12 protein-coding genes are annotated in these 13,420 nt (G+C 60.8%); 7 read left to right on the plus strand and 5 right to left on the minus strand.

What is annotated here, in order from left to right:
* Positions 1-148: 148 nt before the first annotated feature.
* Positions 149-937, minus strand: a complete 789-nt coding sequence (locus BMY73_RS27215) for a DUF6515 family protein (protein WP_175500255.1) — start codon at positions 935-937, stop codon at positions 149-151.
* On the opposite strand from BMY73_RS27215, the gene BMY73_RS28975 reads away from it, so the two are divergent.
* The 3 genes from BMY73_RS28975 (at position 902) to BMY73_RS27230 (ending at position 2,525) form a co-directional block, all read left to right on the plus strand.
* Positions 902-1,528 (plus strand): hypothetical protein, encoded by a 627-nt coding sequence (locus BMY73_RS28975; protein ID WP_371915001.1) that lies wholly within the window; start codon positions 902-904, stop codon positions 1,526-1,528. The genes BMY73_RS27215 and BMY73_RS28975 overlap by 36 nt on opposite strands.
* 255 nt (positions 1,529-1,783) lie before the next feature.
* On the plus strand, positions 1,784-2,263 hold the full coding sequence (locus BMY73_RS27225; RefSeq protein WP_062384944.1) for an Lrp/AsnC family transcriptional regulator: 480 nt from the start codon (positions 1,784-1,786) through the stop codon (positions 2,261-2,263).
* Positions 2,264-2,318: 55 nt separating this feature from the next.
* Entirely contained in the window at positions 2,319-2,525 is a 207-nt protein-coding gene (locus BMY73_RS27230) for a DUF2788 domain-containing protein (RefSeq protein WP_062384942.1), read from the plus strand.
* Positions 2,526-2,602: 77 nt separating this feature from the next.
* Here BMY73_RS27230 and BMY73_RS27235 read toward each other — a convergent pair whose 3' ends face one another.
* The 4 genes from BMY73_RS27235 to BMY73_RS27250 form a co-directional block, all read right to left on the minus strand.
* On the minus strand, positions 2,603-3,235 hold the full coding sequence (locus tag BMY73_RS27235) for a pseudouridine synthase (protein WP_092410996.1): 633 nt from the start codon (positions 3,233-3,235) through the stop codon (positions 2,603-2,605).
* A 71-nt stretch (positions 3,236-3,306) separates the two neighbouring features.
* On the minus strand, positions 3,307-4,803 hold the full coding sequence (gene amn / locus BMY73_RS27240) for an AMP nucleosidase (RefSeq protein WP_175500257.1): 1,497 nt from the start codon (positions 4,801-4,803) through the stop codon (positions 3,307-3,309).
* Between the two features lie 151 nt (positions 4,804-4,954).
* On the minus strand, positions 4,955-6,601 hold the full coding sequence (locus BMY73_RS27245; RefSeq protein WP_092411004.1) for an acyl-CoA dehydrogenase family protein: 1,647 nt from the start codon (positions 6,599-6,601) through the stop codon (positions 4,955-4,957).
* A 103-nt stretch (positions 6,602-6,704) separates the two neighbouring features.
* Positions 6,705-8,672 carry a sensor histidine kinase gene (locus tag BMY73_RS27250; RefSeq protein WP_092410998.1) on the minus strand — a complete coding sequence of 656 codons (1,968 nt, stop codon included), beginning with the start codon at positions 8,670-8,672 and terminating at the stop codon, positions 6,705-6,707.
* Between the two features lie 328 nt (positions 8,673-9,000).
* Here BMY73_RS27250 and BMY73_RS27255 point away from each other — a divergent pair, with 328 nt between their 5' ends.
* From BMY73_RS27255 to BMY73_RS27270, 4 genes are all read left to right on the plus strand, one after another.
* Positions 9,001-9,798, plus strand: coding sequence for a hydroxymethylpyrimidine/phosphomethylpyrimidine kinase (locus BMY73_RS27255; RefSeq protein WP_092411000.1), 798 nt, complete (start codon positions 9,001-9,003; stop codon positions 9,796-9,798).
* Positions 9,799-9,821: 23 nt separating this feature from the next.
* On the plus strand, positions 9,822-10,448 hold the full coding sequence (gene thiE, locus BMY73_RS27260) for a thiamine phosphate synthase (RefSeq protein ID WP_092411002.1): 627 nt from the start codon (positions 9,822-9,824) through the stop codon (positions 10,446-10,448).
* Positions 10,449-10,503: 55 nt separating this feature from the next.
* Positions 10,504-11,787: a glutamate-1-semialdehyde 2,1-aminomutase gene (hemL, locus tag BMY73_RS27265; protein ID WP_062384930.1), complete on the plus strand. Its 1,284-nt coding sequence runs from the start codon at positions 10,504-10,506 to the stop codon at positions 11,785-11,787.
* Between the two features lie 376 nt (positions 11,788-12,163).
* On the plus strand, positions 12,164-12,727 hold the full coding sequence (locus tag BMY73_RS27270) for a tetratricopeptide repeat protein (protein WP_062384928.1): 564 nt from the start codon (positions 12,164-12,166) through the stop codon (positions 12,725-12,727).
* Positions 12,728-13,420 lie beyond the last annotated feature (693 nt).

The raw sequence follows: 13,420 nt of genomic DNA on the forward strand, positions 1-13,420 counted from the left end.
GGTGAATGACCCACCGCATTCGCGGCCCTCGTCCCTCGGACGGCTCCTACAGGGTTCGCGGCGTTCCATGAGCCGCGTCGAGTGATCGCGGTGTTTCGACGCTTGGCGGCATGCGCTCACTCAAGTACTACGGCATACCGACGAAACCCTACTGCTGAACACTGTACCCGCGGCTCGCATAACACCCCGCCATCGCTTGCCGATAAACGCCGATGACTTCGGGCGCGGGCTGATAACGTGCGTTCGCCGGATCGAAGTTGCTCTGCTGCACCGCGTAGCGGTAACAGTCATAACGATCCTGCTCGACCTGCTGCTGTGTCTGGCCATTGGCCGGATACGCAACCACGTCGTACGGGTCGGCAGCCTGCTGAGGGGGTTGAGGTAAGGTCTCGGGGCTGTACACCGGCTCGACACCCTGCGGCGGTTCGGCGACGACGTATTCCTGAGTGCTTTGCTCGTAGGTGTAATAAGTGCCGGCAGCGAGGAAGAACAGCGCGCTGCCCAGCCAGACCTGCTGCGCATAGTCAGGCAGGTATCGCACTCGAACACCGCGCGGCGGCGCGACCACGACGTAGCGCGGCCCCTGCGGGCGGTACCAATAGCCACCCGAGTAGAAATAATCGTTGCCGCGATACGGCACCCGGGAATAGCCACCCGGGATACGGTCTATCTCATAACCTGGGCGATAGCGCGGTCCGCCGCCCCAACCGTCACCATGACCACCCGGCCGTCCCGCCTGCCAGTTTCCATGGGGTTGCTGGTCACGCGGGAGGTCCCGGTAATAGCCCTGGCGCGGCGGCTCAGTCTGAAGCACGGTGTCGGGCCGACTCTGGATCGGCAGACTGCCCTGGCGGTCTTGCAACTGGCGCTGCTGCAACTGCTGTTGCTGCTGGCGTTGCTGTTGCTGAAGCTGCTCCTGACGCTGCTGCTGTTGCATCTGCTGCTGTTGCTGCTGATTGCGTTCGCGCTCCTGCTGCTGGCGCTGCTGATCGAAGCGCTGCTGCTGGTTCTGTTGGATCTGCCGCTGCTGGTTGAGTTGTTCTTGCTGACGCTGTTGCTGGTATTGCTGCTGTTGCTGCTGGCGTTGTTGCTGCTGTTCGCGCTGCTGATTCTGCTGGCGATCCTCATTGAAGCTGCGTTGCTGGTTCTGTTGCTGCTGACGCTGATTATCAAAGCTACGCTGCTGTTGCTGACGCTGCTCATTGTGTTGCTGCTGTTGCTGTTGTTGCGGATTGTTATCGTCGGCCAGCACTTGGGCGCTGATGCTCAAGGCCAAAAGACTGACACCTGCCAAACGCCAGATGCGCATGTTCATGCTTTCCTCACTGCGGCGCGGATACCTGTTGATAGGACTGCATTCTGGGTGCGCCGTTCGCCGCACTCTATCAGCGTGCCGAATGAAACCATAGGCATGAGCGCGGTCCGACGCGGTGGCGCGGCGCCGGCCCGTTCGCCAAAAATCGCGGGCACAAAAAAAGAGGACCCAGGGTCCTCTCTCGAATACTTCGTCCTGGCTCGACGCTTTTGACGCCGGCTCACCTCGCATCGTCTTCTGGACAGTGCGTAGCCCGGTGGCCTGATCAACCCTGTCGGATTGGGGGCCGCGGCTGGCCTGATTCGGCGGGCCGCGCTGGACGCTGTGTCCGGGCAGTGATTCTGGTGAAAAGAATAGGCGTTGACGGGCGACAGAGGATTGCGAATATTGCTGACGAAAACACCACTTGCGCAATTTTTACCTTCGGATGAATAATTCAGCGCAATCTATCTTATAAAGGTGTCAATCGTGAGCAAGCTCGATAGATATGACCTGAGTATTCTGGCGGAGCTGCAACGCGACGCGCGCATTTCCAATCAAGAGCTCGCCGAACGCATCGGCCTGTCGCCCTCGCCCTGCTCACGCCGGGTCAAACAACTGGAAGACGACGGCTACATCGTGCGTCAGGTCGCACTGCTCGACCGCAAAAAGCTGGGGCTGAGCCTGACGGCCTATGTATTGATCGGCATGGACCGACACACCCCGGACCGCTTCGAGAACTTTGAGCAGCACATCCGCAATTTGCCACAAGTGCTGGAGTGCAGCCTCGTCACCGGTATCGATGCCGACTATCAGCTCAAGGTCGTGGTGCCGGACATGGATCACTATCAGAAATTTCTGCTCGGCCATCTGACCCGTATCGAGGGCGTGACCAGCGTGCGCTCCAGTTTCGTGCTTAACCAGGTCCTGGCGAGCACCGAACTGCCGTTGGTGCACCTGCGCGGCTGACGCACATCCTGAAGGTTCTATAATCCCCCGTCATATCGACTCACCGGAGACGCCGATGGAACCCGAAGTGTTCGAAGAATGGATGATGACCATTCTGGTGACCGTCCTGATCGGCTTCATGTGTTTCATCGTCTGGGACCTGGCGAAGAAATCCAAAGCTGGACGGTTTGGCACGATAATCCTGTTCGGCGTCCTGGGCCTTGGGGTGCTGGCGTTTGTGATCAAAAGCGTGGTGATTGCCTACCTTGAGCAGCATGGCTGAAGGGGTTAGCGCCGACGGTCTGTTTGTTGTAGGAGCGCGCCCGCTGCGGGATTTTTGGCACGTTCTGAGCCCGATGCCTACAAACTTGCCGGCACTTCCCGCCACTGCCCCTGGTCCAGCCCTTCGATACTCCAGTCGCCAATGCGCACGCGCACCAGTCGTAACGTTGGCAGTCCGACCGCAGCAGTCATTCGGCGCACCTGCCGATTGCGCCCTTCCTTGATGATCAACTCCAGCCAGCTGGTCGGCACGCTCTTGCGAAAACGGACCGGCGGATTGCGCGGCCACAAGTCCGGCTCATCCAGTTGCCGCGCCTGTGCGGGCAGAGTCGGGCCGTCGTTCAGTCCGACGCCATCGCGTAGCTGTTGCAACTGCGCCTCCGATGGCTCGCCCTCGACCTGCACCCAGTATGTTTTTGCCAGCTTGTGTTTGGGGTCGGCAATGCGCGCCTGTAACTGGCCGTCGTTAGTCAGCAGCAACAAGCCTTCGCTGTCGCGATCCAGTCGGCCTGCCGGGTAGATTCCGGGGATGTCGATGAAATCCTTGAGCGTGGCCCGCCCTTCTCCATCGCTGAACTGGGTCAGCACGTCGAACGGCTTGTTGAACAGGACCAATCGCGGTTCGGCGGGAGGCGCCTTGGCGACACGACGGGGCGCTCCGGTGGCATTGGGGGCGGGACGGCGCGAGGCAGGACGTTGAGTGCGGGGCATGTGGGCTCAAACTGTATCAGCGAAAACAGAAAGGGCCACTTTAGTGGCCCTTTCGCTAAACGCCTAGCCGATTAACGGAACGGCGGCTCGTCGAAACTGCGCAACTTACGCGAGTGCAACGAATTCAGCTGTGTGCGCATCAGGTCCAGTGCTGCGATGCCGATCTTCAAATGCTGGGTGACGGCACGTTCATAGAAGGCGTTGGCCGAACCCGGCAGCTTGATTTCGCTGTGAAGCGGCTTGTCCGACACGCAGAGCAACGTCCCGTACGGCACTCGCAAACGATACCCTTGAGCCGCAATGGTGCCGCTTTCCATGTCCACGGCAACCGCGCGAGACAAGTTGATCAGCGGTCGTTCCTGAGCCCAGCGCAACTCCCAGTTGCGGTCGTCGTAGGTCAGCACGGTGCCGGTGCGCAGGCGTTTCTTCAGGTCGTCACCACGCTCGCCGGTGACCTGTGCCGCGGACTCCTGCAACGCCAGCTGGACTTCCGCCAGCGCCGGAATCGGGATATTGGGCGGCAGGACGCGGTCAAGAATGCCGTCGCGGCGCATGTAGGCGTGAGCGAGTACGTAATCGCCAATGGTCTGCGACTGACGCAAGCCTCCGCAGTGCCCGATCATCAGCCAGCAATGCGGACGCAACACAGCCAGGTGGTCGGTGATGTTCTTGGCGTTGGACGGACCGACGCCGATGTTGACCAGCGTGACCCCATGTCCGTCTTCGGCGATCAGGTGGTAGGCCGGCATCTGATAGCGGTGCCAGACCACGCTCGACACGATCGCCTGGGCCTCGCCGTGATCCATGCTCTTGTCGACGATGACGTTGCCCGGGAGCACCATTTTCACGAAACGCGGATCGTCGCGCAGCTTCTCCAGCCCGTGAACGATGAACTGGTCGACATAGCGGTGATAGTTGGTCAGCAGAATCCACGGCTGGACATGGCGCCAGTCACTGCCGGTGTAATGCACCAGACGACGCAGCGAGAAGTCGACACGGGCGGCGTCGAACAGCGCCAGCGGCAGCGGATCGGTGTTGGCCCAGTCGTACAAGCCGTCGGCGATGCCATCGGTGGCGGCGGACAGGTCGGTGCTCGGGAACACCCGCGCCAGCGTCGCTGCGGTGACACCCGTGCCAGCCAGTTCGTCGCCCTGCTCGACCACGTAAGGGTAAGGAATGTTCTGCTCGCTGACGCCGACTTCCACGGTTACGGTGAAGTCATTCATCAGCGGCACGAGCTGTTCGATCAGGTATTTGCGGAAGGCTGCCGGGTGGGTCACGGTGACGCTGTAGGTCCCTGGCAGTTGAACCTTGGCGTAGGCGCGCGTGGTCAACGGCACTTCACCGTGACAGTGGTAGGTCAGGCGTAATTCGGGATAACGGAACAGCTTGCGCTCGACGGCGTCGGGCTCGACGCGGTCTTTGAGGTAACGCTTGAGCGCCTGGCTCAAGGCAGTGGTTGCACGTCCGTGCAGCTCGGCAAGCCGGTCCACAGCTTGCTCGGCGGTTTCTACGACAATAAAAGCTTCGGTCACGATGCGCATCCTTCTGATCTTGCAAGGCTCCATCTTGCCTGCAACGGAAGGGGAAGGCACGAATTGTGTCAGGTACACCGCTTCGCGACCGTCGTAACCTCCGATGGCTCCTACAGGGACTTGCACTGTTGATTCTGCCGAAGGCGTAGGAGCTGCCGGGCAGAATCAGAATATCCGCCGTCCTCTAAATCTGCGGCGAAGACCTTGCAACCAGTGCCTCGACATTCACCCCTCGCGGCAGCGCGCCGTATACACGTCCCGGCTGTTCGATACGCCCGGCGATAAACCCGTCGCTGACCACCGAATTACCCGCTTCCAGCAGCAGTTTGGCCTGCAGCCCGACAGCGATGTCTTCGGTCAACTGTCGCGCTCGGTACTGGATGTCGGCGGTGTCCTTGAACGCCGTCTTCAACTGCTCGATGTGCGCCGCCAGACGCCTGTCGCCGTGACCATCGCCCAGTTCGTCGAACAGCGCGTCGAGCACGCCCGGCTCCTTGGACAAGGCCCGCAAGACATCCAGGCACTGCACGTTGCCGGAACCTTCCCATGTCGAGTTGACCGGCGCTTCTCGATACAGGCGCGGCAAGATAGTGTCTTCCACATAGCCTGCCCCGCCCATGCATTCAGCCGCTTCGTTGATCATTGCGGGCGCGCGCTTGCAGATCCAGTATTTGCCCACCGCCGTCACCAGCCGGGCGAATCGCGCCTCGTGCGAATCGTCCAGATGCTCCAGCGAGCGTCCCATGCGCAAGCTCAGCGCCAACGCCGCTTCGCTTTCCAGCGCCAGGTCGGCAAGTACGTTCTGCATCAATGGCTGCTCGCTGAGCAGACGACCGCTGACGCGACGGTGCGCGCAGTGGTGCGCGGCTTGAGTCAATGCCTGGCGCATCAAAGCGCTGGAACCGGTCATGCAGTCGAAGCGGGTCATGGCGACCATCTCGATGATGGTGGGCACACCGCGCCCTTCTTCACCGACCATCCACGCCAGCGCGCCACGGAACTCGACTTCGCTGGAGGCGTTGGACCAGTTACCCAGCTTGTTCTTCAAACGCTGAATGTAAAACTCGTTACGCGTGTCGTCCGGACGATGACGCGGCAGCAGAAAACAGGTCAGCCCCTTGTCAGTCTGCGCCAGCGTGAGAAAGGCGTCGCACATCGGCGCCGAGCAGAACCACTTGTGGCCCACCAGCTCATAGGCCTGTCCAGGGCCGGGTTGGCCGACTGGATACGCCCGCGTTGTGTTCGCACGCACGTCGGTGCCGCCTTGCTTCTCGGTCATGGCCATGCCGATGGTGGCGCCCGCCTTGTGGGCGATGCCGACATTGCGCGGGTCATACCGAGTCGCGAGGATCTTCGGCAGCCAGACGTCTGTCAGATCAGGCTGCAGCCTGAGCGCGGGCACGCTGGCAAATGTCATGGTCAGCGGACACCCGCTGCCCGCCTCGGCTTGCGTGTGCAGGTAACTCATGGACGCGCGGGCAACGTGGGCGCCCTCGCGCGGATCGGTCCAGGGCAGCGAGGGAATGCCATGTTCGATGGCCGTTTGCATCAGTTGGTGATAGGCAGGATGGAACTCCACCAGATCGATCCGGTGACCATATCGGTCATGGCTGGCAAACACCGGTTTGTTCTGGTTGGCGAGGAAGCCGGCTTCCATCAACGGCCCGCCCGCCAATGCACCGTAAGCATCGATGTTTGACTGAGCCCATCCGGCGCCGAACCGTTTCGACCACTCCTGCAACGGCAGGTCGATGCGATACAGGTTGACGCCATCCAGTGACGGGGGCTGGTTGGTGACCTCGTGGGTTTCGGCGAACTGATGCAGGTGCAAGTACGGGTCCATGAGCAAACTCCGGTCCGGTCAGTGCGCGGCGGCTGCGCAGATGAGCACCAGTGAATCACGCACCCGAGGTTGATCAAAGCGCCATAAGCGACTAAATAACGGCGCTTTTGCCCTCTTTTGCGCGCACCACATCCAGACTCAAACGGAACTGGCTGCCATTGCCCGGCTCGGACTGATGGCTCAGGCGACCGCCCTGCAACTCGATCAACTGCCGACAGATCGCCAGTCCGATGCCCAGACCGCCATACTCGCGCGTCATCGAACCGTCCACCTGATAGAAGTTGGCGTAGAGCGTCTCTTCGTCCAGGCGATTGAAACCGATCCCCGTGTCGATCACATCGATCAGCAATCGCACGTGCTGCGCGTCGGTGCACAGACCGTTGACGCGAATCCTGATCGAACCGGCTTTGGTGAATTTGATGGCGTTGTCCATCAGGCAGTCCAGGCACTGGCGCAGCTTCAGCGCGTCACCTTGCAGACTGTCCGGCAAGGTCTCGTCCAGCTCGATGCTCAACGTCAGTGCCTTGCTGCGGGCAAGGGGTTCGAAGGCGCTGCGCACCTGAAACAACACGTGACGAAGGCTGAAGGCTTCGTGCTGCACGCTGATTCGGCCAGCTTGAAGCTCGGTGAGCGTCAGGATGCCGTTCACAATGCCCATCATGTTCTGCGCAGAATCCGCGGCGGTCTGACGGTACAACTCGATTTCCTCCTCGGCGCCGTCCATTTGCATCAGTTCCAGCGATCCGATAACGCCGTTCATCGGTGTGCGCAGTTCGTGGGTCAGCGTGGCCAGGAATTCGTCCTTCAAACGGTTACTTACCGCCAGTTGCTGGTTGAGCTTTTCAAGGTCCTTGCTCGATTGCGCCATGATCTGCGCCTGACGCTCACGCATGGTATTGATGCGGTCGGCCAACGCCAGCGACAGCAGCGCAACCTCCACCGCAGAGCCGATCTGGCTGGCGTACATCGTCCAGAAGTTGTTCGGCAGATACCCCAGTAACATGGTGGCGTTGATCACGCCGCCGATCAGGAACGCCGACCAGGCAAGAATGAAATAACGCGCAACCCGCCGCCCCTTCAACCACGCCACGATGCCGATCAAGAGAATGACCGGCGTGAAGATCAGCACCAATGCCGTGACCAGGCGCAAGGCAAAGCCGTAATCCGTGGTCAGCGACAAGACCATGATCACCGCCGAGCAGGCCATCATCAGCAAGAGCGGCCCATCCATCCACCAACCGAGTCGGGGCGTCTGCAGGAACTTGCGGGCGAACTGACTGGCGAACAGGATCGCGGCAGCAATCAGGAAGGTCGTGGACGCGTTGGCCCACCACGGATTGTCAGGCCACAGAAACTCGATCCCGGCGCCATTGATCGACACCTGATACAGGCCGAAGGAGATGATGTAGAGGATGTAATACAGGTAGCTGGACGCCCGCACGCTCAGGTAGATGAACAGGTTGTAGACCAACATCACCGCCAGGACGCCGTAAATCATTCCGAGGATGTAAAGCCTCGCAGGCTGCTCCTCGATGTACGCGTGGCTGGCCCACAGGTTGAGCGGGGCCTGCATCGAACCATGGCTCTCGAGACGCAGGTACACCGTCTTGGTTTCGCCGGCGTTCAGGTTCAGGTCGAACAGGTAGTTGTTCTGCTTTATCTGCCGAGTCTGGAACGGCAGCGTATCGCCGGTTTTCCAGGTCAGGCTCGGCTGCGCGGTATCGCCGGCAAGGTAGAGATCCACGTGATCCATCGGCGGGTAAGCCAGTTCAAGCAGCCAGTCGGCCGATGCCACGGGGTTGGTGGGGCGATAGGTCAACTGCACCCTCAGCCAGAACGCCGAACGCGAGTAACCGGCATTGAGCGATCCGGCGTTCAGTGCGCGAAACCGGGCGGCACCTTCCGGCGAAGACACGTCTTCGATGCTGGCGCTGCCGGTCGGGTCTTCGAAGACCTGAGTCGCAGGGCCCAACGGCAATGTCCGCGTGTATTCGTCAAATTCAACGGCGCTGGCCAGTATTGGCGCCAGCGTGAGGATCAGCGTCAGTAAAAAGCGCATGCAACACCACCCGTTTCATTCTGGGCGGCGTGGTGAATCCCCCGTTCCATTGGAGACAACGTGATCCTGAGAGGGGCGAACAGGCTTAACGGGCAACGCACTTGCATGCACTCTTCTGGCAGGGACGACACACTAGGCCGACAGCATAGCGATTGATAGCTAGATGACACCACCTTAATCATCGCACGCCAAGCTTTCCTTTTGCTTTCAGGACGACTGGCTCACGCATCGCCGGAAACGCCGGGCTAGAGCCTTACAGTGCCTGAACGCGAAAAATCTCGGACCGACCAGCGGCCCGGCAAAAGCTTTAGTGGTAAGCTCGCGCACCATGAATATCTATAGCTCCCGCCCCGTTGTCCTCTGTCTCTCCGGCCACGACCCCAGTGGCGGCGCCGGCTTGCAGGCAGATATCGAAGCCCTGCTCGCACAGGGTTGCCACGCCGCCCCGGCGGTCACTGCCCTGACGGTCCAGGACACCGTGAACGTGACTGACTTCCGGGTCCTCGACCGCGAATGGGTGATGGCTCAAGCCAATGCCGTGCTCAACGACTCGACGGTCGCTGCCGTGAAGCTGGGGATGCTCGGCTCGCTCGACATGGTCGACACGGTCGTCGAACTGCTTCAGGCACATCCGCATCTGCCGCTGGTGTGTGATCCCGTGCTGCGTGCCGGTGGCGGCGGACGCCTGGGCAAGGATGAAGTCGGCTATGCGATGCGCGAGCGTTTGCTGCCGCTGGCCACGATCGCCACACCGAATCTTCCTGAAGCGCGCATCCTCGCCGAGTTGCCCGAGGGCAGCGCCGACGAATGTGCAGAAAAGCTTCTGCCATTTTGCGAACACCTGCTGATCACCGGCGGCCATGGCGACGAGCAGGAAGTGCACAACCGCCTCTACCTGCGCAACGGTCAGTCGCGGACCTTTACCTGTCAGCGCCTGCCTGGCAGCTACCACGGTTCAGGCTGTACGCTGGCCAGCGCACTGGCTGGACGCCTGGCGCTTGGCCAGGACGTGATCAGCGCCGTGCAGACCGCGCTGGACTACACTTGGCGCACGCTGCGCGACGCTGAACAACTGGGCAAAGGCCAGTTCGTCCCTCGCCGCCTGCCGCTGGATTTTTGCTCGTAACGCCACGCGAAAGAGGCACCTTCATGAAACTACGTGGCTTGTATGCCGTGACCGACAGTCAGCTGTTGGCCGGCAAATTCCTGTCTTATGTCGAAGCCGCCCTCGAGGGTGGTGTAACGCTGCTGCAATACCGTGACAAATCCGGCGACGAAACCAAACGCCTGCGCGAAGCGTCAGCGCTGCTCAAACTGTGCGAGCGTTACAAGACCCGCCTGATCATCAACGATGACGCCGAAGTCGCGGCACGGCTGGGCGTGGGGGTGCATCTGGGTCAGACCGACGGCTCGCTGCCGGACGCCCGTGCGTTGCTCGGCCACAAGGCCATCGTGGGCGCCACCTGTCACGCGCAACTGGCGCTCGCCGACAAAGCCAAAGCCGATGGTGCGACCTATGTCGCCTTCGGCCGCTTTTTCAACTCCAACACCAAGCCTGGCGCTCCGGCCTGCAGCCTGGAGATGCTCGATCAGGCGCGCAAACGCATCCATCTGCCGATTGCGGTGATTGGCGGCATCACCCTGGAAAACGCCGCGCCGCTGGTGGCCCACGGCGCTGACCTGTTGGCCGTGGTGCATGGCCTGTTCGGCGCTGACAGCACCCAGGAAGTGACACGCCGCGCCCGTGCTTTCAACGATTTGTTCAAGTCGGCCTGATCCCGAATCAGGCTGGCGGCACCCTCTTACGACCGATTCAAACAGAGACCTCATCATGTCCCGTTCCGAAACCCTGTTTGCCAACGCCCAAAAACACATCCCGGGTGGCGTCAATTCGCCCGTTCGCGCCTTCAAGAGCGTCGGTGGCACGCCGTTGTTCTTCAAACACGCCGCTGGCGCCTACGTCACCGATGAAGACGACAAGCGCTATGTGGATTACGTCGGCTCGTGGGGCCCGATGATTCTTGGTCACAGCCACCCGGACGTGTTGGACGCGGTGCGCAAGCAACTGGAACACGGCCTCTCCTACGGCGCCCCAACCGCGATGGAAACCGAGATGGCCGACCTGGTCTGCTCCATCGTGCCGTCGATGGAAATGGTGCGCATGGTCAGCTCCGGCACCGAAGCGACGATGAGCGCAATTCGACTGGCCCGCGGCTATACCGGCCGTGACAGCATCATCAAATTCGAAGGCTGCTACCACGGTCACTCCGACAGCCTGCTGGTCAAGGCCGGCTCTGGCGCCCTGACCCTGGGCGTACCCAGCTCGCCGGGCGTGCCCGCAGCGTTCGCCAAACACACACTGACCCTGCCGTTCAACGACATCGACGCGGTCAAGGCGATGCTGGCGGAAGTCGGTCAGGAAGTGGCGTGCATCATCGTCGAGCCTGTGGCGGGCAACATGAACTGCGTGCCGCCTGCACCGGGTTTCCTGCAAGGCCTGCGTGAAGCCTGTGACGAACACGGCGTGGTGTTGATTTTCGACGAAGTGATGACCGGCTTCCGCGTTGCCCTCGGCGGTGCTCAGGCGTATTACGGCGTCAAACCTGACCTGAGCACCTTCGGCAAGATTATCGGCGGCGGCATGCCGGTCGGCTGCTTTGGGGGCAAACGTGAAATCATGTCGCACATCGCACCGCTTGGCCCGGTCTATCAGGCCGGCACGCTGTCGGGTAACCCATTGGCCATGGCGGCCGGTCTGACCACGCTGCGCCTGATCAGCCGCCCTGGTTTCCATGACGAATTGAGTGCCTACACCACGCGCATGCTCGAAGGTCTGCAGCAGCGTGCCGACGCGGCCGGCATCCCGTTCGTGACGACACAGGCGGGCGGTATGTTCGGTCTGTATTTCACCGACGCCAAGGAAATTGTCACTTTCCAGGACGTGATGAGCAGCGACGCAGAACGCTTCAAGCGTTTCTTCCACGCCATGCTCGACGAGGGCGTTTACCTGGCGCCGAGCGCGTTCGAAGCAGGCTTTACCTCGATCGCGCACGGCGAAGCAGAGTTGCAGTTGACGCTGGATGCTGCCGAGAAGGCGTTTGCGAAGCTGAAGTAATGAGCGACCGGTGAAACAACGGCTGCTCAAAACTCGTAGGAGCGTGGCTTGTCCCGCGATCTGCCGGGTACCGGCAGTAACCCCTACTGACGCGATTATCTCTGACACTCCGCGTTCACCGATTCTGCTGTCGCTGCGCGACAGATCGCGGGACAAGCCACGCTCCTACAGTTGAATTGCGTTGTTCTCGGGTTATTTTGTTAGATATATACGTTCGCAGATCGGCCAGACCGCCTGAATACAGGCGAATCAAGCCCGCGCAGCAGAAATTCTGCAAAGACTTTGTAAGGTTGGCCCTGCTTATTTCATAATGCGCAGCCAGCACGTTTAGCTGGACGGGCCTGCCCGCACCTTTTTCAGAGGTAAGTCGACTTCCATGAACCGCACCGGCCGCACCCTTGCATTGGGCTGCCTGTTGCTTCTTCATCCCCTGCTGGCGAACGCAGGTGGCAACTCGTTGTTAATCCCAGCGGTGGGTCGTTGCACCCTCAATACCCAGCCAGACAACCTGCCCGCAGCGTTGTCGGCCTGCCAGCAGGCGGCGCAAGGCGGGGACGCACAGGCACAATACGAGTTGGGACAGTTCTATTACGACGGCAAAAGTACGCCGCGTGATCTCACTCAGGCACTTAACTATTTCGAACAGGCTTCGTTGCAGGGTCATGCCCAGGCGCAGTATCAACTGGGCTTGATGTTCTTCCGTGGCGAGGGGGTGCAGGCCAACAATATTCAGGCGTATATCGTGCTGAAGATGGCGGCGGTCAACGGTTCGGAAGATGCACTGGATCAGGCTGACGAAGTGTCGGCGCAGATGAAGAAAGAAGATCTGGAAGTGGCGACCCAGGTATTGGGGCAGATTTTCCGCAAGTACCTGCTTGAACTGCAAACGGCTGAAGGGCGCACGCCGTTTGCGCCTTTTCCTGATAGCGCCAAGCCCTGAGTGGGCGTGATCTTTTCGCGGCGCCAGGATTTGGTTAATTACCCATTATGTTTTGCGGCGCTGACGGGCTCTGGCTAACGCCAGACCTGTTTCGCCTTCGGCGAGTTACTTGAAAAGACCCCAAGTAACCAAGGGTCTATGCTCCCGGTTTGGCCTCGACTTCGTCGAGGTCCCTTCACTCCGGCGACGCTCCGTGGGCCCGCGCCGAACGGGCATCCATGCCCTGACGGCGCTCTCGCGGCATCCCTGCCGCTCGACCCACTCCGCATCGCCTGCGCTCAGCCTGCACCCAAGTCGCGATGTGTGTCGTCTGGACTGTCGAGTACGAATCAAAAGCAAAGCAAGAACAGAGCTGCGAATGACCGCTCTGCATTTGATTCTGCCGAAGGCGTAGGAGCGCGGCTTGTCCCGCGATCTGCCGGGAACCGGCAGCAGGATCTGCGCATGCGGGGTGACAGGGAGATCGAGTCGTCTGATTTTGCTACCGCTGCGCGGCAGATCGCGGGGCAAGCCACGCTCCTACAAGGTGGTGTGCGAAGGATTGATGCACGCATCAAAGAATGCGAGGAGCGTTAGCTCCAGCCAGCATTGCTATTGTACGCGACAGTCCAGACACCACAAAACGCGACTTGGGTGCAGGCCAAACGCAGACGACGCGCAGTGGGCCGAGCGGCATGGATGCCGCGAGAGCGC

The sequence above is a fragment of the Pseudomonas sp. NFACC02 genome (genome assembly GCF_900110765.1).
Classification (GTDB): domain Bacteria; phylum Pseudomonadota; class Gammaproteobacteria; order Pseudomonadales; family Pseudomonadaceae; genus Aquipseudomonas.

Bases quoted from the DNA above. Each gene is read 5' to 3' on its own strand.
- BMY73_RS27215 (WP_175500255.1), bottom strand. From the start codon at position 937: ATGCAACAGCAGCAGCGTCAGGAGCAGCTTCAGCAACAGCAACGCCAG.
- BMY73_RS27230 (WP_062384942.1), top strand. From the start codon at position 2,319: ATGGAACCCGAAGTGTTCGAAGAATGGATGATGACCATTCTGGTGACC.
- BMY73_RS27235 (WP_092410996.1), bottom strand. From the start codon at position 3,235: ATGCCCCGCACTCAACGTCCTGCCTCGCGCCGTCCCGCCCCCAATGCC.
- amn (WP_175500257.1), bottom strand. From the start codon at position 4,803: ATGGAGCCTTGCAAGATCAGAAGGATGCGCATCGTGACCGAAGCTTTT.
- BMY73_RS27250 (WP_092410998.1), bottom strand. From the start codon at position 8,672: ATGCGCTTTTTACTGACGCTGATCCTCACGCTGGCGCCAATACTGGCC.
- BMY73_RS27255 (WP_092411000.1), top strand. From the start codon at position 9,001: ATGAATATCTATAGCTCCCGCCCCGTTGTCCTCTGTCTCTCCGGCCAC.
- thiE (WP_092411002.1), top strand. From the start codon at position 9,822: ATGAAACTACGTGGCTTGTATGCCGTGACCGACAGTCAGCTGTTGGCC.
- hemL (WP_062384930.1), top strand. From the start codon at position 10,504: ATGTCCCGTTCCGAAACCCTGTTTGCCAACGCCCAAAAACACATCCCG.
- BMY73_RS27270 (WP_062384928.1), top strand. From the start codon at position 12,164: ATGAACCGCACCGGCCGCACCCTTGCATTGGGCTGCCTGTTGCTTCTT.